Source organism: uncultured Cetobacterium sp., from assembly GCF_947072685.1.
GTDB lineage: Bacteria > Fusobacteriota > Fusobacteriia > Fusobacteriales > Fusobacteriaceae > Cetobacterium_A.
This window is the reverse complement of record NZ_CAMTIK010000019.1, coordinates 19,330-41,436: the sequence shown is the minus strand read 5'-3', so window position 1 is coordinate 41,436 and position 22,107 is coordinate 19,330. Positions and strand designations below refer to the sequence as shown.

The 22,107-nt window shown below is 29.9% G+C and carries 21 protein-coding genes and 2 tRNA genes; 12 read left to right on the top strand and 11 right to left on the bottom strand.

Annotated elements, in window-relative coordinates; genetic code table 11:
- Window positions 1-8 precede the first annotated feature (8 nt).
- From dinB to Q0V67_RS07760, 4 genes are all read left to right on the top strand, one after another.
- The gene (dinB, locus tag Q0V67_RS07775; RefSeq protein ID WP_297598446.1) at window positions 9-1,064 is read left to right on the top strand and encodes a DNA polymerase IV; all 1,056 of its coding nucleotides are present in this window, start codon (window positions 9-11) and stop codon (window positions 1,062-1,064) included.
- A 72-nt stretch (window positions 1,065-1,136) separates the two neighbouring features.
- Window positions 1,137-1,298, top strand: coding sequence for a hypothetical protein (locus tag Q0V67_RS07770; protein WP_297598445.1), 162 nt, complete (start codon window positions 1,137-1,139; stop codon window positions 1,296-1,298).
- A 207-nt stretch (window positions 1,299-1,505) separates the two neighbouring features.
- On the top strand, window positions 1,506-2,156 hold the full coding sequence (deoC, locus tag Q0V67_RS07765; RefSeq protein WP_297598444.1) for a deoxyribose-phosphate aldolase: 651 nt from the start codon (window positions 1,506-1,508) through the stop codon (window positions 2,154-2,156).
- A 2-nt stretch (window positions 2,157-2,158) separates the two neighbouring features.
- Window positions 2,159-3,019 carry a DMT family transporter gene (locus tag Q0V67_RS07760; protein WP_297598443.1) on the top strand — a complete coding sequence of 287 codons (861 nt, stop codon included), beginning with the start codon at window positions 2,159-2,161 and terminating at the stop codon, window positions 3,017-3,019.
- 53 nt (window positions 3,020-3,072) lie between these two features.
- Here the strand turns inward: Q0V67_RS07760 and Q0V67_RS07755 are convergent, their stop codons facing one another.
- From Q0V67_RS07755 to Q0V67_RS07745, 3 genes are all read right to left on the bottom strand, one after another.
- Complete coding sequence (locus tag Q0V67_RS07755) at window positions 3,073-3,663, bottom strand: NAD(P)H-dependent oxidoreductase (RefSeq protein WP_297598442.1); 591 nt, start codon at window positions 3,661-3,663, stop codon at window positions 3,073-3,075.
- Window positions 3,664-3,665: 2 nt separating this feature from the next.
- Window positions 3,666-4,628 (bottom strand): BMP family protein, encoded by a 963-nt coding sequence (locus tag Q0V67_RS07750; RefSeq protein ID WP_297598441.1) that lies wholly within the window; start codon window positions 4,626-4,628, stop codon window positions 3,666-3,668.
- A gap of 117 nt (window positions 4,629-4,745) precedes the next feature.
- Window positions 4,746-5,777, bottom strand: coding sequence for a hypothetical protein (locus Q0V67_RS07745; RefSeq protein WP_297598440.1), 1,032 nt, complete (start codon window positions 5,775-5,777; stop codon window positions 4,746-4,748).
- 168 nt (window positions 5,778-5,945) lie between these two features.
- On the opposite strand from Q0V67_RS07745, the gene Q0V67_RS07740 reads away from it, so the two are divergent.
- Complete coding sequence (locus tag Q0V67_RS07740; RefSeq protein WP_297598439.1) at window positions 5,946-6,566, top strand: hypothetical protein; 621 nt, start codon at window positions 5,946-5,948, stop codon at window positions 6,564-6,566.
- An 84-nt stretch (window positions 6,567-6,650) separates the two neighbouring features.
- Here Q0V67_RS07740 and Q0V67_RS07735 read toward each other — a convergent pair.
- From Q0V67_RS07735 to Q0V67_RS07715, 5 genes are all read right to left on the bottom strand, one after another.
- Window positions 6,651-6,726, bottom strand: a tRNA-Thr gene (locus tag Q0V67_RS07735).
- Window positions 6,727-6,740: 14 nt separating this feature from the next.
- Window positions 6,741-6,817 (bottom strand) — tRNA-Arg (locus Q0V67_RS07730).
- 78 nt (window positions 6,818-6,895) lie between these two features.
- The gene (locus Q0V67_RS07725) at window positions 6,896-8,497 is read right to left on the bottom strand and encodes an ATP-binding cassette domain-containing protein (protein ID WP_297598438.1); all 1,602 of its coding nucleotides are present in this window, start codon (window positions 8,495-8,497) and stop codon (window positions 6,896-6,898) included.
- Window positions 8,498-8,609: 112 nt separating this feature from the next.
- Window positions 8,610-11,561: a glycoside hydrolase family 2 TIM barrel-domain containing protein gene (locus Q0V67_RS07720; protein ID WP_297598437.1), complete on the bottom strand. Its 2,952-nt coding sequence runs from the start codon at window positions 11,559-11,561 to the stop codon at window positions 8,610-8,612.
- A gap of 147 nt (window positions 11,562-11,708) precedes the next feature.
- On the bottom strand, window positions 11,709-12,158 hold the full coding sequence (locus tag Q0V67_RS07715; RefSeq protein ID WP_297598435.1) for a TSCPD domain-containing protein: 450 nt from the start codon (window positions 12,156-12,158) through the stop codon (window positions 11,709-11,711).
- A 135-nt stretch (window positions 12,159-12,293) separates the two neighbouring features.
- Here Q0V67_RS07715 and Q0V67_RS07710 point away from each other — a divergent pair, with 135 nt between their 5' ends.
- The 7 genes from Q0V67_RS07710 (at window position 12,294) to Q0V67_RS07680 (ending at window position 18,867) form a co-directional block, all read left to right on the top strand.
- Entirely contained in the window at window positions 12,294-12,962 is a 669-nt protein-coding gene (locus Q0V67_RS07710; protein WP_297598433.1) for a SprT family zinc-dependent metalloprotease, read from the top strand.
- The gene (locus Q0V67_RS07705) at window positions 12,955-13,554 is read left to right on the top strand and encodes an ECF-type riboflavin transporter substrate-binding protein (RefSeq protein WP_297598431.1); all 600 of its coding nucleotides are present in this window, start codon (window positions 12,955-12,957) and stop codon (window positions 13,552-13,554) included. The genes Q0V67_RS07710 and Q0V67_RS07705 overlap by 8 nt, the downstream gene beginning before the upstream one ends.
- Window positions 13,555-13,564: 10 nt before the next feature.
- Window positions 13,565-15,253, top strand: a complete 1,689-nt coding sequence (locus tag Q0V67_RS07700; protein ID WP_297598429.1) for an ABC transporter ATP-binding protein — start codon at window positions 13,565-13,567, stop codon at window positions 15,251-15,253.
- Window positions 15,253-16,083: an energy-coupling factor transporter transmembrane protein EcfT gene (locus Q0V67_RS07695; protein ID WP_297598427.1), complete on the top strand. Its 831-nt coding sequence runs from the start codon at window positions 15,253-15,255 to the stop codon at window positions 16,081-16,083. Before Q0V67_RS07700 ends, Q0V67_RS07695 begins: the two co-directional genes overlap by 1 nt.
- A gap of 112 nt (window positions 16,084-16,195) precedes the next feature.
- Window positions 16,196-17,143: a hypothetical protein gene (locus Q0V67_RS07690; RefSeq protein ID WP_297598426.1), complete on the top strand. Its 948-nt coding sequence runs from the start codon at window positions 16,196-16,198 to the stop codon at window positions 17,141-17,143.
- A gap of 102 nt (window positions 17,144-17,245) precedes the next feature.
- Window positions 17,246-17,845 carry a hypothetical protein gene (locus Q0V67_RS07685; protein WP_297598425.1) on the top strand — a complete coding sequence of 200 codons (600 nt, stop codon included), beginning with the start codon at window positions 17,246-17,248 and terminating at the stop codon, window positions 17,843-17,845.
- On the top strand, window positions 17,842-18,867 hold the full coding sequence (locus Q0V67_RS07680; RefSeq protein ID WP_297598424.1) for an EpsG family protein: 1,026 nt from the start codon (window positions 17,842-17,844) through the stop codon (window positions 18,865-18,867). The genes Q0V67_RS07685 and Q0V67_RS07680 overlap by 4 nt, the downstream gene beginning before the upstream one ends.
- Window positions 18,868-18,900: 33 nt before the next feature.
- On the opposite strand, the gene Q0V67_RS07675 is transcribed toward Q0V67_RS07680, so the two are convergent.
- Genes Q0V67_RS07675 through Q0V67_RS07665 form a run of 3 tightly spaced genes read right to left on the bottom strand, consistent with a single transcriptional unit; the run spans window position 18,901 to window position 22,055 of the window.
- On the bottom strand, window positions 18,901-20,220 hold the full coding sequence (locus Q0V67_RS07675; protein WP_297598423.1) for a HAMP domain-containing sensor histidine kinase: 1,320 nt from the start codon (window positions 20,218-20,220) through the stop codon (window positions 18,901-18,903).
- The gene (locus Q0V67_RS07670) at window positions 20,207-20,866 is read right to left on the bottom strand and encodes a response regulator transcription factor (protein WP_297598421.1); all 660 of its coding nucleotides are present in this window, start codon (window positions 20,864-20,866) and stop codon (window positions 20,207-20,209) included. The genes Q0V67_RS07675 and Q0V67_RS07670 overlap by 14 nt, the downstream gene beginning before the upstream one ends.
- 52 nt (window positions 20,867-20,918) lie before the next feature.
- Window positions 20,919-22,055, bottom strand: a complete 1,137-nt coding sequence (locus Q0V67_RS07665) for a hypothetical protein (protein ID WP_297598419.1) — start codon at window positions 22,053-22,055, stop codon at window positions 20,919-20,921.
- Between the last annotated feature and the right edge of the window lie 52 nt (window positions 22,056-22,107).

Below are 22,107 nucleotides of genomic sequence, written 5' to 3'. Positions count from 1 at the left end.
GAGGTAAAATGAATAGAATTATCATGCACTACGATATGGACGCATTTTATGCTTCTATTGAGATGAGAGATAATAAAAAATATCTGAATAAACCTATTGTTGTTGCAGGTGGTGTTGTAACAACAGCCAATTACGAAGCACGAAAATTTGGTGTTCACTCAGCTATGACCACAACGGAAGCTAAAAAACTTTGTCCTAAGCTCATTGTCGTTCCAGTAAATAAAGATAAATATCTGGAAGAATCTAAAATTATCCAAGAATTGGTCTTAAAAATAACACATAAAGCTGAATTTATAGCTCTTGATGAGGGGTTTCTTGATATAACTCACATAGTCCATAAATTTTCTTCTAAGGAAGCTTTTGGAAATATTTTTAGAAAAAGAATTTTTGAAATCACTGGACTCTCATGCTCTGTTGGAATTGGAATCAATAAACTTACTGCTAAAATCGCCAGTGATATTCATAAACCAGGTGGACAATATATTTTTAATAGTGAAGAGGAATTTATTGAATTTATTCGGCATAAAAAAATACGAAAACTTCCTGGAGTCGGTGTAAAATTTGAACAACTTTTAACTAAAAATAATATATTTTTAGTTGATGATATCTTTAAATTCTCTCTGAAAGAATTGACCTCAAAATACGGTACTTCTCGCGGAGAACTTCTTTATACATATAGCAGAGGAATTGATTTTAGAGAGATTGATTTTAGTCGGTCTACCCATTCAATAGGAAACGAAAACACCTTTAGAATTCCAATAGATTCAGAGATAGAGATTTCAAGAGAGATTGAAGACCTCTTTAACTGGTCATATACCCGGCTTATTCGAAAACAAATGTTAACTAAAACATTAACTTTAAAAATTAGGTTTCAAGACAGAGAAACAATCACCCGTTCTAAGACTCGCTCTACTCCCACCGACAATAAAGAGATTTTAAAAGGGATGTTGGACGAAATTTTTACATCTGTTGAATTTAAAAAAGATGTTAAACTCTTAGGAGTATCTTTTGGAAATTTAGAGAGTCGTTCAAATCGCCAGCTTTCATTTGAAAAACTTTATTAAATTTTTAAAAGAAATTATAAATTCTACTTGTATAAGTAAGCAATTCAAGTTATATAAAGGAGGCTTATTATTATGAAAAATTTATTTTTAGCTAGTCTTTTTTTTAGTTTGTTTTTTGTTGGTTGCTCTAGTTCTGAGCCAAAAGAAGAGCCTGTTGTTGTGGAAAAGGCTATTATCATTGAGCCAGTTGAAATGGGAAAAGAAATCATGCCAAAACCTATGTTAGACAAATAATTCGTTGCAGATTTTAAATTTATAAAAAATGACCTTTTTAGGTCATTTTTTATTTCCTACATTTATATATACCAATACTCCCTACACCTATTAACTATTCAATAATTTCAATGTTTTTTGAACATGCCATACTATGGCCATATTTTTAATATAATATAAGAGTATCTAAATAAAGATGAACTATAAAGAATTTCTAGGAGGATAATTATGAATATTAATAACTTTATCAATCACATGTCATTAGGAACTGCATTGGAGCCACAACAGATTAAGGTATTGTGCAATGAAGCTAAAGATCAAAAGTTCGCTTCAGTATATGTCAATGAAATCTATGTAAATCTAGCATCAAAAGAGCTACAAGGGTCTTCTGTTAAAGTCGGAACAGTTATTGGTTATCCCTTTGGAACTTCATCAACAAAAGTAAAAATATTTGAAGTAAAAAATGCTATAGAAAATGGTGCTTCTGAAATTAGTTTGATTTTAAATTTAGGAATGTTAAAAAGCGGAAGTGTTGAATATATAAAAAATGAACTTGAAGAAATTAAAATTGCTGTTGAAGAACACAATTTAAAGGTTGTACTAGAACTTGAATATTTAACTTTAGAAGAAATAAATATGTTGATCAATCTATGCTTAGATTTAAATATAGATAGTATCGAACTATTGAAAAGAAAAATATCTAAGGAGGATATTTTACAAATACAAGAGCTAACAAAAAATAAATTAAATTTAAATTTAGTTGGAAATATTAAAGATTTATCAACTTTAGAAATATATATTGATTTAGGAATAAAAAAGTTTAATACTGCATCTGGAATCAAGTTAAGTAAAGAAAATAATGATAAGTTTTGGAGTTAGATATGGTTTCGAAGAAGGAGAATATATATATATCATTAGTATTTTTAGCAATTTGTTTTTTAGCAACAGGTGGAATATTTGTAAAGCTGAGCTCTTTGTCCCCAATATCAACAGGCTTGTACAGAATACTCTTTAGTCTTCCATTGCTGTATCCTTTTGTAAGAAAAAATTTAAAAAATATTTATCTACCAGATATGCTTTTAATGTTTTTTTCAGGAGTTTTTTTAGCATTAGATTTAATCTTCTGGAACACATCATTTAGTTATACAACTGTGGCAAATGCCAATCTATTAGTTAATCTAGTTCCAATTACAATTATTCCTTTATCCTATTTTTTTTATAAGGAGAAATTGAGCAAAAGTTTTTTTGTAGGCTTAATTGTCTTATCATTTGGAATCATAGTTTTGATCAATGGAAAAGTTACTGCGAACCCTGAAAACTTTAAAGGTGATATGTATGCTTTTATAGCTTCTATATTTTACGGACTATTTCTATTCTCTGTTTCCAATGCTAGAAAAAGAGTTCCAGCAAAAGTAATTATGTTTGTAGCTGGATTTGGAAGTTTAGTAACTCTATTTATAGCAATGATTTTAACCGAAGGGATACAATATCCAACAACTCTTCAAGAGGCAATACCTTTAGTAGGACTGGCTATTTTTTCTCAACTTTTAGGACAAGGACTTATGAGTTATTGCATTGGTAAAATAAAAATTACATTATCTTCGTTGCTTGTTTTAAGTCAACCAATTGTTGCTGCATTATATTCTTTCATTCTTTTTCAGGAAAAGATATCTTTACAAGAGATTGTTGGAATAATTATTGTTTTAACGGGTATTTACATATCTAAAAAGCAGAGCAGTTAAGAAAAATTATAGTTAGAGAGACCAATTTTACTGCCTCTCTAACTATTTTATCTCTATAAATCTACAAAACTACTCTCTTGATTTGTTTTTTTTAACCTCTCTAATACTTTTCTATGATTTAAATCTTCATTTTTTATGTGAGCTATATAATTTTTAGCAGATTCATCCACTTCATCCACTTTTAATCTCGGTGTATCAAATACTGCAAAATATGGTAAATAAATCATTTGAACTGCATTAGCAGTTGCTTCTAATGGTCTCAATAACTCCGTAATTGTAAAATTATTGTAGCTTCCACCTTGATAGGAATATTCTGGGGCTCCAATAGAAAGAGCAATCAAGAACTCCTTTCCTTTTAAGGCATCTCCGTTTGGACCATAAGCCCATTTAAACTCCAATACTCGATCAAAGTAATCCCTCATAATACCTGGCATACTGTACCAATAAAACGGAAATTGAAAGACAACTCTCTCAGCCTCTTCTAAATATTTTTTTTCAATTTCTATATCCATATCTCTATTTGAATAAAGTTCATCTAAATTTCTAATTTTTATATCATCTTCTTTTTTTAATTCCTCAATCCATCTTTTATTTACAACTGAATTCTCTAAATCTGGATGAGAAACCACTACAAGTATTTTCATAACTATTCATTCACCTTTATTTTCCCACTGATTATATCCTCTTTTAATTTCTGTACCAATGCTATGTTTTCTTCCCCTACAATTTCTCTAGTATATTTAAAGTCTGTAGTTCCAACTCCATCTTCTTTCAAGCCAAAATTATAAACTTTTCCTTCAAATTTACCATTTACTGTATCTTCTATAATCTTATAAATAGCATTATTTACATTTTTTAACATTGATGTCAAAACTTGTCCCTTAACTATATCATCCTGATCACAGTCTACACCAATTCCATAAATCCCCTTTTCTCTTACTCCTTCTAAAATTCCTATTCCTGTATTTCCAGATGCATGATATATAACATCTATTTTTTGATTAGCTAATGAAATCGCGTGCTCTTTTCCTTTTAATGGGTCGCTAAACGGCGCGTCTCCACCTACATATGTTGTAACAACAGATATGTTAGGGTTAATATATTTTGCCCCCTGTTCATAACCATTTCTAAATCTATTTATTAAGGGAATATCCACCGCTCCTATAAACCCAATCTTTCCTGTTTTACTCATCTTTGCTGCCACTGCTCCAACCAAAAAAGAACCCTCAGCCTCATCAAATACCAAAGAAGCTATATTTCCTCCCTCTTTAGCTCTTGTATCAACTATTGCATATTTTGTGTCTGGAAATTTTGAACTTATATCCTCCATGGCATCTTGAGCTGTATAAGAGGTTGCAATAACTAAATCAAATCCATTTTGAGAATACTCCTCCAAAAAAAATCCATCTTCCATCCAAGTATTCGGTTCTACATATTTCACTTCAATATCAAAATCTTTTTTAGCTTTTAAAAGTCCCGCATAGGCCGAATCATTAAAAGATTTATCTCCAAGTCCCCCCATGGCTAAAATCAAACCAACTTTTATCGGTGCTGATAAAAGTGTTAAAGATAAGAACAAAAAAACACCCACCAAATTCATCTTTTTCATTCAAAACTACCTCCCAAAAATTTATATATTTATTATACACGAAGATGAAATAAATTTATAATAAAATTTATATATACTAAAAAAGAGCTATCATATTATGATAGCCCTTCAAATTCACTAAAAATTATAAGCTACTCCAAATCCTCCTTGAGGTTGAAGTTTCCAGTCCTTTTCTGTTTGTCCCCACACTTGATTTGAATATTTAACCTGAGCAAATGCAGTAAAAGTTAAATCTTCACTATAATCATATGTCACTTCCAATTGAGGCAGTGCAAAAACTGAGTATGTTTTTTTATAATTTCCATCATCTACAGCTGGTCCTAGCCACTCATAGATTTGATTCCCAACTATAAACGGATCCCAAGCTGCCTTTCTATTAGAAGATATATAAGGATCAAATCCACCCGCAAAATTAAATGCAAGACTTGTTTGATCATTAAATTTATATAACTCTTTAGAGTACTCTAACCATGCTAAAACCATAAAGTAACTTGCATCATCATAAGATTTCCCATTTTCACCACTCAGAGCAAAACTTCCATTATACCACTCTTTAAATGCATATGCATTAAATGTAAATGTAAAGTTTGCAGGAAGTTGCCAATTTGTTAAAAGACTTAAAATTCCTGTATTCACATGTCCAGATGGTCCTTCTGTTCCCCAACCGTATATATACATTGGGCTTACTGCAAACTGATTTGCTGAAACGTACTCCCCTTTTGGAATATATTCTGAAAAATCAAAGCTTGTTTGAGCAAACACATATGTTTGGCTAGTTTCTGTAAATTCATTCTCATTTTCAACCATCAAAGATGAAGTCCATTTTATTTTTGAATCACCTAAAACTCCATGATTATAACTCACTGTTGCTTTAGGACCACTAAAATCATTATCTTGCTGATTTTCAGCACCTTCTTTATAGTTATACATGTTCCACGTTCTATCCCACTGTAAACTTAAAGTCCATTCTTTAGCAAAATTATAATTCAATACACCAGATGGATGCGATGTTGCAGTCTTATATTTCCCCGCATTCCCATAAAATGTTTGAGTAAAATTTAAACTCCCATTGGGTTTAAAATCTTCTGCAAAAGATGACGCAGATATAATCAATGACGATACCAAGACTTTAAATAGTATTTTTTTCATAATTAGCCTCCAGTTAATACTAAAAAATTTAATCCCTATTTCACTTCTTATATACTCACTTTTTTTATTCTTCCTTCTTTGTTTTCAAAATATAACTCCAACATTAAAGGATTTATTTTTTTTATTTGAATATAGTTTTAAATATAGATTAGTGTTAGGAGGTCTTTTATGTATCAAAAATTATTAATTATATCTGGCTTTTCATTGGCTTTACTTCAAGGGTGTAGTGCATTAAATAGTCAAGTTGTTGCCGTTGACTCATATTCAACTATGCAGATGTCTGGTGGAACATACTATCTTTCTACCACAACTCCAGGCTTACAACTCCAACAGCAATCTTTTGAAATTATGCTTCAAAATATGTTATCAACAAAAGGGTATACTCGAACTTTCTCTCCAAAGAATTCAATGTATAATATTGTTTACAACTATAATATACATGGCCCTTACACAAATTTTGAATCTTATCCTGTTCCTGTTAATCCTTGGTGGAATGGTCCTTATGGTGGTGTTTACAATGGATTCTATGGAGATATGTGGACAAACTCTATAAGTGCTTCCACATATTTTGTGAAGCGTTTAGAACTTTCTGCTTACGAGAAAAATAATGCAGTTTGGCAAGTTGTTGGAACTCTAAAGAGCGAGGATAGTGATTTAAGAACTAGTTTTCCTTATCTAGTTTCTGGAATTTCAAACTATATTAATTCAAACTCCAATAGAATTGTATATGTCAACGTGAATGAAGACTCCAGTACAGGTCAATATATTGCAACCCCATCCAATTTTTAAAAGGTCTTGTAAAAGACCTTTTTCACTTGAATTTATTTAGAAAATAAAAAAACCTCTAAAACTTAGAGGTTTAAAATTCATTTATGGTGCCGCTTATCGGAGTCGAACCAATCACCTACTGATTACAAGTCAGTTGCTCTACCAGATGAGCTAAAGCGGCTTTAAATAAAAAAATGGCGTGTCTGAAGAGATTCGAACTCCTGACCCACGCCTTAGAAGGGCGTTGCTCTATCCAGCTGAGCTACAGACACATTAACGTCTTGAAGGAATTCCCTCAGGACATTAAAAATTATACCATAATCTATAGCTCAAGTCAAGAAGTTTTTTTATTACTCTTTTATTCTAAATCTTTTATCACGTATATCATAAGTTGTAAATTTGATTTTTCTCAACAATACTTTATCATGACTTACTAAAATAACTGCACCTGGATAATCTAAAAGCATATTTGCTATCGTATCTCTTGAATAATCATCCATATAAGTTGATGGCTCATCTATTATCAATAGATCTGTTTCCAGAAGAGTATTTGTAAATATTTCTAATCTCTTTTTCTCTCCACCAGAAAGCATAAATATTCTTTTATCTCTAAATTCAAGTTCATTGTTATAAAGATTATCAATTGCTGCTTCTATAAAGTCATCTGATAGTCCTGTTTTTTCCTTTAAATAATCTTTAACAGATAGTTTTTCATTTTCAAAAATAGTGTCCTGCTCTATAAATGATATTTTTGCATCTTCATTTATAACAACTTCTCCACTCGTTGCTTTTTCTAAACCTGCGATTATTTTTAATAATGTTGATTTTCCAGAACCATTCTCTCCAACTATACAAATCTTTGTATCTTTTTCAATCTCTAAGTTTGCATCTTTATAAAGTAATTTATCCGGATATTCTTTAGAAACATTTGTCAAAGTAGCTATTGGTCCATCTATCTCTCTACCAGATATAAATACCGCTCTTGGTGGAGTAGAATACTCGTATTGATAGTCAGGTGAGAATTTAATTCTCTCTTTTTGTAATCTTTCCAATTCTTTTCTCATTCTTCTCAAAATAACAGCATGAGCATGTTTATTGTTACATCTTTCTAAAAGCTTTAATTTTTTTTCTACAGCTTCTTCTGTTGTCTCGATAATAGATTCTGTTTCTTGATTTTGCTTTTTCTCTTCAGCTATTCTTCTTTTTTTCTCTTTTAAATAATCAGGATAGTTACAGTTATAAGTTTCTATTCTCATATTGTCAATATCTAATATTTTATTTGCAAAAGATCTTATGAAATCAACATTATGTGATATCACTAAAAAAGCTTTATGGCTTTCTAAAATATAGCTTGATAGCCAAGCAGTTTTCTTTTTATCAAAGAAAGATAATGGCTCATCTAAAATAATTAAATCTGAATGACTAAATAAAGTCATTGCCAATCTTATATACTGTTTTTCTCCACCACTAAGTTCTTTGAATGTCTTATTTAATTTATCTGTCAGTTCAAATATATCCGCAAATTCAGATTGGATATGAAGGTATGAATACCCTCCTAAACTTTCAAATTCATCTGAAAGCTCAGAATATCTCTCCAGTAATTTTTCATTCTCTTCACTGTTATCTGAAAATTGAGTGGATACTGATTCCAACTCTTTTTGTACTGATATTACTTTTTCAAAAGGTGTATTCAATAAATCCTCTACCTTTTTGCTTAAATCTATTTTTCCAAACTGATCAAAACAAGAGATGATAGCCTCTTCATTTCTTATTACTTTTCCTCTATCTGGTGACTGTTCATCCATTATAAGCTTTATAAACGTTGATTTTCCAGTTCCATTATTTCCTACCAATGCTATTTTATCCTCAGAATTTATCTCTAATTCTACTTTTTTATATAAATTCTGTGTAAAAAATGATTTTGATACATTTTTAAACTCAATAATATTCATATTTTTTCTCCCACTTTCTATCTAAATTTAACATGATATTATACCACATAATCCAAAATTTTGTATTAAAAAATTAAAAAAACGACACAGATTTAAATCTGTGTCATAATTTTTACATATTTGGTTGAATTACATATCTAAATATAATATTCTTATCCGATGGAATCAAGTATTCTTCATGAGTTGTTGCACCCCAAGAATCATCTCCCCCCACTCCCATTTGAACTTTATTTATATTTAAAGCTGTACAATGAGATTTGGGTAATTCATACTGATGATATGCGTTTTCTAGTTCACTTACAGTGTATGGCAACGCACTAAATTCAAAAGGAATCTCCCCTGAAATTTTCATACCAAATCCTGCCTTGTTTTTTATCTCTATCCACCTTGTTCCTATTCTATTTCCACACTCTTGTGGAATTACGTATTGACTCATGTTTTTATGCACATCTGTTTCAAAAATTCCTAATCTCGCTCCAGAAACTCTATCAATATAATTTTCTTCTGGTCCCATACCATACCATTTTATTTCGCTAAACTCTTGTGGTATTTTATAGCTCATCCCTAATAATGGCATCTCTGAAAGACCTTCTACACCAATATACTCCATCCCAACATCTATCTTTCCATCAGAAAAAGCTCTATAACTTACAACACAATCTGTTGTTGGATTTGTAGGAAGTTCATATTTAGATATTATCTCAACATAATTTTTACCCTCTACCACTTCAACGTTTGTCATCTTTGGATACAAAGATGCTATTTTCCACTGAGCATATCTAAATGGCATCTTATTTCCTCTATCATTATCGGTTCCTGCCCTCCAAAAGTTAGGAAGAACTATCCCCTCTATAAACTCTTTATTCGAATACTTTAAGGATATTAATCCTCCATAGGCTTTTGAAAAAACCAAATGGAAATCCTTGCCCTTGATTCCTATATTAAACCCACCGTTTATTAAAATAGGTGTATCTTCTAACTCCTTAGATCTCTCCTGCTCAATAACATAGATATTTTGACCAAAACAAATTTCATGTCCCTTGTTAGCATAAAATCTATCCTCTTTTAAATTTAAAGAAACTTCTACAGTATATTCACCGCTTTCATTCATTTTCGGAAGTAGTAATTTAAACTCTTTTTTATTTAAAGGTTTTACATCGCATTCCATAACTGTTGAAGATATTTTCACTCCATTTTCAAAAATTTTAACTTCCACATCATACTCAGATGTATTTGTAAACAAGCTTTGATTATCAATTACAAACAATCTATCTTTCACTTCTATTTTATAATCTGAAAATAGTTGTTTAACCTCTTGAACCTTTGGTGACACTTTTCTATCCGCGTAAACAATTCCGTTTATACAAAAATTATAATCCGTAGGTCTATCTCCAAAATCTCCTCCAAAAGCTAGATATTCTTTTCCAAAAGGATCTTTTTTTCTAAGTCCCTGATCTATATAATCCCATATAAATCCACCTTGATACATTGGATATTTTTTTTCAAGTTCAGTATATTTATGAAGTCCGCCATTTGAATTTCCCATCGCATGTGAATATTCGCATAATATGAAAGGCTTTTCTGGAGTTTCAACCAAATACTTCTCTATTTCGTGAACTTTTGCATACATTCTACTCTCCATATCAGACGTCTTATCATATCTTCTATCCCAAAATATTCCTTCGTAATGAATTACTCTTGTCGTATCCAAAGACTTCAAAAATTCTGACATCTTATACAGATTTTCTCCTCCAAACGACTCATTTCCACAAGACCAAACTATGATTGAAGGATGATTTTTATCTCTTTCAAACATCGATTTTGCTCTATCTATTATATTTTCTAACCATTCTGGATTATTGTTAGGAATAACATTCTCTGGACAGGGCTGTCCTAATATTTGCCAAGTTCCATGGGTTTCTAAATTTACCTCATCTATTACATATAGCCCATATTCATCACACAGTTCATACCATCTCGTTTGATTGGGATAGTGGGAAGTTCTCACTGCATTAAAATTGTTGGCTTTCAAAAATTTTATATCCCAAATCATATCCTCTTCGGTTACAGCTCTTCCTCTATCACAATTAAATTCATGACGATTTATCCCTTTAAAAACTATTCTTTTTCCATTTATCTTCATAATCTTATCTTCTATTTCAAATTTTCTAAATCCAAATTTTTGCTCTATCTCTTCGATTACTTCTCCTGAATCTGAGTCTAATAATAATACTTTTATTAGATAAAGATTTGGTTTTTCTGCACTCCATAATTTAGGTGAATCTATTTTTTTTATAAGTTCCACTTCACAATTGCTGACAATATCTATTTCTTTTTCTTGGATAGAAGATACAAGCTCTTTTTCATCCCAGATTTCCATCAATATATCAATTTTTTTTTCCTCTAAAGTTTGGACTTTTAATTTGTTCTTTAACGTTGCTTTTTTTAAATTTGGACTTAAAACTGAAGTGATAAACATATCTCTTATATGTGCTTTAGGAATTGAATAAAGATATACATCTCTAAAAATCCCACTGAACCTCCAAAAGTCCTGATCTTCTAACCAACTTCCACTACACCATTTATAAACTTTAGCTGTAAGTTCATTCGTACCTTCTTTTAAATATTTTGTGAGCTCAAATTCACTTGGAGTAAAACTATCTTCACTGTAACCTACAAACTCCCCATTACAATATAACTCTAAACAAGATTCTACCCCTTGAAAAGATATGTATACTGGATTCACTTTCCATTCTTTGGGAATCTCAAAATACTTTTTATATATACCAAAAGTATTTTTTTCCTTTGGAACCTCTCCTGCTCTTAGCTCCTCTACCCCATCCCATGGATACATTGTGTTTACATATTGAGGCTCCCCGTGACTCTGGAGTTCCATATGTCCTGGAACTTGAATATTGGACCAGTTTGGAGAATCACAATACGAAAATTCCCAAATTCCATTCAAACTTTTTCTCCAATTTATACCCTTACTTTTATATTTATGATCTGAATGTGCGTTTAATCTATTAATTTTAAATATTTTTGGGTTGTGTAAATTTTCCATGAATATCCTCCTGTTATGCTCTATTCCTTGACAATATCTAATCATAATTTTTCTAATATATCAACGCTATATCAAAAAGTTCCCTAGACCTTTTTTAACCCATTAAAAAAAGCCCAAGTAAATTGGACTTTTAAAAATTTTATATTTTTAAGAAAATTGAGACTCACACAATCCACACCCTGTACAGATATGCCCCTCATAAGAAAATGCTATCTTTTGATTCTTTTGTTTTTTTCTTAATTCAGCAGCATGCCCTTCTCCTTCACCGTTCACATGGTATTTTAACATCTCCACCATATTGTCCATACAAGAGCTCAATCCCTTTATTGGAGCTCCACTACAAGGATTATCATCCAGCAAAGCGATAACCTTGTCCACTTCCATTCCAGGAAGTAATTTTGAAATTGCATTTAAATTTCCAGGACATCCTTTTACTGCTGAAAATGACGCAATTTTTCCATCTTTAACCTCTATGGTCATCTCTTTTGCACACGCTCCGTAAGGAACCTCCGTAAATTTTACATCTTTTTTTACAGCTGCACTTGCGACCGTTGTTACAGCTAAAAGACTTGCTAACATAAATAATTTTGATTTCATAGTAACCTCCCCAAGTTAATCTTTGTAATAATATATATACACCGCACATAATATTTTGTCAAATATCTTTTATTTATGATTTTTTTAGTGTAAACTTATTTTAATAATAGATAGATTAAGGAGAAGATATAACCTATGACATATAATATCATTATCACCAAAAAAAAAATAAAAAATCTAATATTAAAAGTTAAAGCTGATGGACAAATACTGCTCTCTGTCCCTTATGCCACTCCAAAAGATTACATTGAGTCCTTCATAAAATCAAAAGAAAACTGGATTGATGAATCTCTAAAAAAAATTAAAAAATTTTCTCCTAAACAGGTTGACAAATCTTATAAAAACGGAGACAATATAGAGTATCTTGGAAAAATGTATATTCTTAAAATTTTTCAAAATAAAAAAAATCAAGTTCAACTTGTTGAAAATTATATATATATCCAAACCAATAGAGAAAGCGACGAAAAAAATATAAAAAACCTTCTTTATTACTGGTATAGAGAACAAGCATCTACTATATTTTTTAACTCTTTAAAAAAATATAGTCAGATTATAGGTGAAGATTTCAATGAATTAAAAATTAGAAAAATGAAAAATCGTTGGGGTTCATGCCGATATCTAAAAAAAGTCATCACTCTGAATTTAGAACTCATAAAAAAACCTCTAGAGTGTATTGATTATGTGTCTCTTCATGAGGTTGCACATTTAAAATATCCGCATCATAAAAAAGAATTTTGGAATTTTATCCATATTTATATGCCCGATTGGAAATTAAGAAAAGAAAGGTTGGAAAAAAATGAATAAAACATATACTGACGATGAAGGATTTCGTTATTACGTAAAAAAAACAGAGTTATTCTCGACTAAAAGTGTTGTAGCTATCGGTATTGGGGCTGCTCTTTACAGTGTTCTCTCTGGAGTTGCTATTCCAGTTGGTCCCAACACCTCGTTTAGAATTGCTGTTGCTCTTCTAACAATTTTTGGAGCAATTTTTGGTCCAGTTGTTGGATTTTTTGTAGGCTTTGTAGGGCATGCTTTAAACGACATGATTATGTGGGGAAGTGTTTGGTTTAGCTGGGTGTTTTTATCTGCTGTTATTGGTCTTTTTGGTGGAATGATCACTCTTGATAAAAGTTTTTCCCTTGAAACTGGTCATGTTACAAAAAAACATATTTTTAAAATGTATATCTATGCTATTTTAGGTATGATTTTTGCAGGTTTTGCAGCTTATACAGGGGATGTTTATTTTTACGGCGAACCCGCTCAAAAGGTTTGGATTCAAATTGCTCTGGCGACCGCAACCAATTTTGTTGTTACTGCAAGTTTAGGAATTCCTATCATACTTGGAATAGCTGCAAGAAAAAGAAAATACTCAAATCTAAAAATAGAAGACTAAAGGAGAACAAATGATTAATGTAGTAGAATTTAAAGATTTTACTTTTAAGTATATGAACCAACTAGAACCCACTTTAAAAAATATCAATTTAGAGATAAAAAAAGGTGAAAAAGTGTTGATAGCTGGGCCTAGTGGAAGTGGAAAATCCACACTGGGAAACTGTTTAAACGGTATCGTTCCATTTTCTAAAGAGGGTGGATTTAAAGGAAGCCTTATTTTAAATGGCATTCATCCTTATGAAACTAGTATATTTGAAATTAGTAACCATGTTGGGACTGTTTTACAAGATCAAGATGGACAATTTATTGGATTAAGTGTTGGTGAAGACGTGTCTTTCATTGACGAGAATAATTTAGTTCCTCAAGAAGAGATGATAAAAAATACTCAGATTGCTCTTAATAATGTCGGTATGAGTAATTTTATAAATCATAGTCCTCAAGAATTATCGGGTGGACAAAAACAATCTGTATCACTTGCTGGAATCATGAGAAGCTCAGCAGATATTTTACTCTTTGATGAACCTCTCGCAAATTTAGATCCATACAGCGGGAAACATGCTATGAAGTTGATCTGTGACATTCAAAGTAAAACAGGGAAAACTGTTATTGTTATTGAACATAGAATCGAAGACGTTTTAGAACAAAATTTTGATAGGGTTATCGTTTTAAATAGAGGTGAGGTTGTCGCTAATGGTAAGCCTGAAGACCTGTTTAGACAGGATATTTTTAGAAAATATGGACTTAGAGAGCCTCTATATATAGAAGCTTTAAAATATTCTGGTGTAGATTTTAAAAAAGACTCTATCTATCCGATTGAAAAAATTGGAACTCCACAAAATATTTCAAAAGTAAAAACTTGGTGTGAATCTATTGAAATTAAAAATAAAAAATTTGGTGAAACCATTCTTAATATTTCAAATTTAACCTTCGCATATGATGAAAATAAAAATATTTTAAACAACGTCAATTTCTCTTTAGAGAAAGGTGAAATTTTAGCTCTGTTAGGAAATAATGGTGCTGGGAAATCAACTCTTTGTAAAGTTATAACAGGGATTGAAAAAGAAACTACTGGGGATATTTCACTTCTTGGAAAAAGCATAAAAAAAGAGAGCATTCGAAGAAGAGGAGAAAATATTGGCTTTGTTATGCAAAATCCTAATCACATGATTACCCAAGAAACTCTTCTAGAGGAGGTAGAGTTCGGATTAAAAATTAGAAAAGTTAAAAACTATACTGAAAAAGCTGAAAAAGCCTTAGAAATATGTGGGCTTCATGAATTTAGATATTGGCCTGTTACATCTTTAAGTTATGGACAAAAGAAAAGGCTTACAATTGCAGCAATTCTAGCTCTTGAACCAAAGATTTTGATTCTTGATGAACCCACTGCTGGTCAAGATTATAAAAGATATAAAGAGTTTATGGAATTTATAAAGTCTATTTCCTCTCAAAATGTTGGAATTATTTTGATTACCCATGATATGCACCTTGCTCTTGAATATGCAAATAGAGGGATTGTTCTTTGTGATGGAACTATCATTGCCAATGATAAACCTGCAAATATTCTAGGAGAAAAAGAGCTGATGAAAAAATCTAATTTAAAAGAAACTTCACTTTCTCAGATGGCGGAATTTATGCATCTAGACCCTCAAATCCTTATGAACTCTTTCATAAATTTTGAAAATCAAGGAGGGGATAGATAATGTCTAGAGCAGGAACTCTTTATATAGAAACAAATTCACCGATTCATAAAATTGATGGGAGCATTAAATTTATTCTTCTTTTAGTTTGGACAGCATGCGTCTTTTTATTCAATGATTTGAGAGTTTTTTTAGGATTTTTTATAGTAGGATTATCTCTTTTAAAAGTTGCAAAAGTACCATTTAAATCTATAAAACCGTTGCTTATCTTTATTGTTATGTTTACTATTATGAACTCTATATTTTTAATAGTTGTAACTCCTAACTATGGTTCTACATTGACAGATACTACAACATCACTGATCACAGTTAAAGGAATAACACTGTCTTTAGAAACAGTTTGGTTTGCCATAACACTTTCTATGAAATATCTGGCTGTATTTCCTATTATGATGCTGTTTATTTTTACTACTCACCCAAGCAAGTTTGCAAGCAGCTTAAATAAGATTGGAGTGTCATATAAGGTTGCATATGCTATAAATATCGCGTTGAGATATATTCCAGATGTCAGAGATGAATTTAAAAATATTATGAACGCTCAAGAAGCTAGAGGAGTAGCTTTTAGAAAAGAGGATGCCAATATAATAACTAGACTTAAAAATTACAATACTATCCTTTTCCCATTGGTTCTTTCATCTTTGAACAGAGTGGAAGTTATATCTAATGCTATGGATCTTCGAGGATTTGGAAATAAAAATAAAAGAACTTGGTACAGTGGACAGAAGTATGCTTCAATTGATTTTATTACTTCAATCTTAATGATTGCTCTTTTAATTTTTACAATCTATTTAAAATTTTATGTCTTAAAAGGATTTTGGTATCCTTTTAATTAAACGATAATTTTACCAGAGGAAAATCCTCTGGTTTTTTTTGACATAATATTGACATAATTCATCTTTATAGTGTATAATTTTGACATAATGTTGACATATAGGGGTGGTAAAAATGAAAAGAAGAGTTATTTCTTTTATGTCTCTTTGCAGTTTTCTAGGAATCAATGCATCTACTTTCGCATTTGATGCAAGTAAAATAGGGGGAGATATCGAGGTCGGATTTAAAGTTAAGGATTACGAAGAGGGTGGTGCTTCTCGAAATTTTAGAGAAGGAAATGTTTCTCTTACTTTAAAACCTAATAAAAATAAGGGTTTGGCATTCAGATTTGGATTTGCTGATAGAGTTTTTAATGAAAGTAAAAATTCTAGTAAAAATATAAAAGAGCAAAGTAGAGAGATGTCGGAGTTCTATGTTGAAAATCTTTATACTTTTGGAAAACTTATGTTTAGACCTGAAATAGGATTAAAATATACAGATTTCCATAACGACGATATGAAACTAGATTCAGCTAAAGAATATAGATTCTATCCAAAGTTTACTTATACTTTTAATAGAAATTGGAGTCTTTATTCGAGAGGATTTATTGCATACACCGAGCTAAAAGATTCGTATGTTTCAAAAAATTGGGCGACAGGACAAATTATATCTGAATCTAGATATGGTTATAAACATCGACTAGAGGGTGGAGCTAGATACACCTTCAATAGAAGACATGCACTTTCAGTAGCTTTTGCTGATGATACAAGTGGGGTTAATAAATTTGATTATGATGTAGATGGAAGTCAAATTAGATTTAGATATCACTACTCACCAAATAGAAATTTAAAATTTGTTCCTTTCTTCTTTAAAGGAATTGATGGAGAAAGAATTGCAACCAATGGAGAGAAAAAACAAATTCAGAGAGACATGTTAGGAGTTAATACCCATTATAATCTCACTAAAACTTTACAATTGATTGCTAAAATTAACTATGAGTGGAGAAATGATAACACAGATAATGGTGAAGAAGGAAATAAAGACCACTGGTTTTATTCAGCTGGTTTAAAATATTCATTTTAATTAAATACTTTTAAATTAAACCTCTAAAAAAGAGGTTTTTTTATTTTTTACAGTACTTTTAAATTAGAAGAACTTCAAAATAAACTATGTAAAGGGGGGCATATGTCAAATGATATACTCAGAGTTATAAAAAAACATTCACAACTATTTTTTTTAATTTTATGTTCTGGACTTGCTATCAGTTTTGGTGTATATCTCCATACTCCTATTAAATATTATGCACAGGGCGCTTTTAGTTATGTTGGTATCGGCGGAAGCATAAAAACTACAAAACTTGATAATAATGGAATCGTCACTTACGAAAATTTTAAACCTGGAGACGGAGATATTGTCTTTTCTAAATTTATAACTAAAGATAATGTAAGTATAAAGTTTAATAGTGGTGAAGGGACATATACTGTAATTGCCAACTCTTTAAACTCAGAGCAATCTATTATTGATGTCAATGAGTTCTTAGATTCTTTACTTCTTTTCAATCAAGAATTTTTATTTAATAAACTATCTACAGAGACTTCAAACAAGAAAAGAGTTCAAATTCAAACTCTTATAAATAACCCTAAGAAATCATTTCCTTTAATTATAAAAGCTGAAACATTTGAAGTTATAAATAATCGATACTTAATTCTTTTTTACGGCTTTATTATCTCTTTTATTTTTGGAATAACTACTATTTTTCTTAAGGAAAAGGTGGAAAATTTATGATCTTTGTTTTGGGAATATATCTAATTTTTTTATCTTATACATTTTTATTTTCAGAGGATTATTATGAAAAATTCCTTCTGATTTTTCCTGTTTTGATTCTATCAATTTATACAGGAACAAGAGTAGATGTCGGTGGATATGACTATCATGTCTATAAATATTTTTATAGTCTCCCCCAATCTCAAAATCCCTATGGATATGAAATTTTATTTGTTATTTTAAGAGATAGTTTTAAAATGCTTGGAATCAGTTACAATATTTTTTTATTTATACTCAGCTTTATTTTTAACTTTACTATTTATAAACTGCTTATTAAATATAGCGAACTTCCTACTTTTTCTTTTCTAATATATTTATCAACATTTTACTATTGGCATAATTTTACTATTATAAGAAACTACATATCAATTCTTTTGTTTTGGGTTAGTTTAAAGTATATTTTAGAAAAAAAACCTTTCTATTACTTCGGATTGATAACTTTAGCCTTTTTATTCCATAAAACAAGTCTTATTCTTTACCCTCTTTACTTTATATTGAATCTAAAATTAGATAAAAAAACTGTTCTAGGAATTTTGGCACTAGCTTTAATTATTAATCCTTTTTCATACTTAATATTTGCAGTAAATATAACTTTTTTAGGACTAAGCGAACGATTAAATAGGTACTCCTACATTATAGAGCATGGAAATTTTTATGAATTTTTAGAACTTTCAATTTTTGTTCTCATTCTAATTTTTGTATCCTCAAATTTGACTGAAGAACAAAATATTATGTTTAATATAAATATATTAGCTCTATTTATTTTCATCACATTTTATAGATTCGCTATAGTTTTAAGAATTTTAGAATTTTTTAGAATTGGTGTAATTACTATGATTCCATATCTTTTAATAAAAATTAAAAATAAAGATACTCGGTGTGCTACTTTTTCTATATTTTGTCTTTATTTAACCTGGAGATATTACGATACAGTTTTGGCATATGCCATACACCATTATACAACTTGGTTACCATTTCTGTGAAAATATAAAAAACTCGAGATATGTGTCTCGAGTTTAATTTACGTTCAATATAAATTTAAATACTTTTTCATTTAACTTTACTTCATATTTAATTTTATTCATATCTAAAATTTTCTTTACTAATGTAAGTCCTAGTCCTGTTCCCTCTTCCCTTATGCCATTTTCTCCTCTTGAAAAAGGCTCAAAAATAAGATTTATATTTTCTATATTTTTCGTTTCATTTTCAACTACTAATAAATTTTTGTTATAATTTATCTTAACTATGCTATCTTGTTCCGAATATTTTAATGCGTTGTGAATTATATTTTCTAAGGCAATTGAAAAAAAATCTTTATCTACAATTATATTTTTATCAAGTCCACTTAACTCTATTTCTAAATTTTTAGAAAGCTCTATATAATCATACCTTTCTAATATCCCTTTTATTAATTCTTCTAAATTTATAGATTTTTTCTCCAATGTTGTCAAAGAACCGATTTTAGAAAGTGTTAATAACTTTGAAATCAACTCTTTCATATAAAAACTTTCTCTTAATATTACTGTACAACTTTCTTCTAAATTTTTATTTTTAGATACCTCTTTCATCAACAGTTCAGCTTTGGATGAAATTATCGCAATTGGGGTCTTTAATTCATGAGAACTATTGGAAACAAAAGACTCTAAATCCGCAATAGCTGTCTCCAGTTTAAAACTCATCTTTTCTAAATTTTCACCTAATTTTCCTAATTCATCATCTCTTTTTACTAAATTATTCTTATCAAATTTTAAATTTGATATATCTTCAGCTTTTTTACTCAATCGATCTATGTCCTCTATAACTTTTTTAGAAAAAATTCTACTACATATCAAAGCAATCAATACAGCTATAATTGTTCCCAGTATATTAAAATAAACTATCTCATTTTTATAATAATCTAAAACAGACAATGAAGTTCTTATAGAAATCCAACGATTTTTCAATATTTTTTTATTGTAGACTATTATTTTCGCTTCTGTTTCTCTTTGTTTTTTTATTAAAAATTCTTCGTTTTTTAAATTTTCTAAAGAAAATCCTTTTCCAAATCCACCTCTAGAATTATTCCATCTTTTCTCATTTTCTTCCATTATTAAAACTGTTATTCCATTTTTTTCTCTCAGTAATTTTATATATTTTTCTAATGTTTCTATCTCATTTTTTTTTAAATATTTTTCTATCTTTATTGCTATTTCAGGAAAATCCTTCTTTATTTCTCTTTTATAATATAAATCTAAAAAAAGTATATTGAACCCGTAGCTTACTAACATCGCAACTATTACTATTCCCACTGAATAAATAAACATTTTTTTTGAAATACTTGCTTTATTTTTCCTCAAAAATATACCCCACTCCTCTAACTGTTCCAATTAAAGTTTCATAATTTTTTAATTTTTTTCTCAATCTTTTTACAAGTGTGTCCGATGCTCGTTCGTCAAAATCATTTTCTATTCCCCAAATTTGAAGTAAAATGCTCCCTCTACTTAAAGGAATATTTTTGTTTTTTATAAAATATTCCAATAAATCTTTTTCTCTAGATGAAAGATCCACTCTCTCACCGAAAATTTTTAAAATCCCATCTTTAAAACAATATTGAAACTCTTCATACCTATATATACTTTGTATATTTAATCTTAGAGCTTTTTTCACCTTAGTTATTAAAACATTTATACTAAATGGCTTTACTATATAATCATCCGCACCTATTTCAAGTCCGTGAATCTCATCTAATTCTGAATCCCTAGCTGTCATCATTATTATTTTAGTATCTGAATCTTTTCTTATAGATTGACAAACTTCCCAACCAGTTTTTTTAGGGAGATTTATATCTAGTAATACTAGTTCTGGTTTGTACCAATGAAATATCTCCAATGCTTCTTTTCCATCTTTTGCTATTTTTATCTCCACATCTAAAACTGAAAATTGGCTCTCCAGAGAGAGAGCCAATTCTTTTTCATCTTCAACTATCAATATTTTCTTCATCATTAGCACCTCTTAAATTTGATAATGCTATTATAACAAAAAATACTGTTTTTTTTTAGAAATACTTTTTAAATCCTAATCTTATAATAACTGAATCTTCTACAGCTCTTTTAATCTTATTATTTCCTGAGCTTGGAGTACTATTTACTTTAGGTTTTGGTTTATTTCCTGAGCCACTTCCTGAACCTCCGCCAGAAATATTTCCACCACCTGTTCCTCCGCCAGAACCATCATTAGAAACATTTTTATATTGTGCGATATAGACAATATCTGTTGTGAAAGATAAATCTACTCTAGGGTTCCAAATAACTCTAGTTCCAATCATAGCCCCTAATTCATTATGAATTGTAGTTTTATTGTTGTTTCCACCAGTTTTAACTTCAGGATTTAAAAATCCCCAAACATATGGTCTTACTTGTAGTGTATTTGTGGTATATAGGTTATGATCTATTTTAGCTAAATAACTCCATTTTATATTCTCACCAGCATATTCCTCATCCGATTTGTTTACAACCCCTAAAGAAAGTTTAGTTCCATTCAATCTATAACTCAATCCTGTTTCAATCTTATTTACATAATCTGAATTTTGAAAAGGTAAATTGAACTCCTTAGTTTTCAAATCTCTTTCATCTCCTTGAACTTTTGCATGTCCAAGAGCTCCTTTTAAATACCATCCAAATCTCTCTGTAAAATCATAGGTCGCTTTTGGTATAAATCTTAATGTTGTTGAGTTCTGAACTTTTGTATGTCTAAGTTCATCATGTCTAATCCCAAATTTGTAGTTTAAAAAGAATCGACCATTTCTATAAATTGAACCTCCATACAATTCAACCATAGTTTTATTGTATCTTTTTTCTGTCGTTGTATATTCATGTCTATATGATGTTCTTCCATCAATATAAAAGTTTGAATTTTCTAAAGGAAATAATTCAAATTTTAAATACGGCTCTATTCTATTTTTTTCATCTAAAGATCTCTCATACATCATGGTATCCATTCCAATTTCAACCAATCCTACAGCCCCTTTTTTCTTAGCTCTTTCCTCTTCATGAAAACTATATGTATCTACCCCTACCAATTCGTCACTATTTCGTAACATTCCCCTTTTATTTCTTCTAGTTGCTTGTTCGTTTGCAAAACTTAAACTTGATAGTGCTATTAATCCCAATAATATTAAGTACTTATTTCTCATTATGTCTCCCCATTTTTTATTTATAAAAAAAAGCTGAGATAAAATCTCAGCT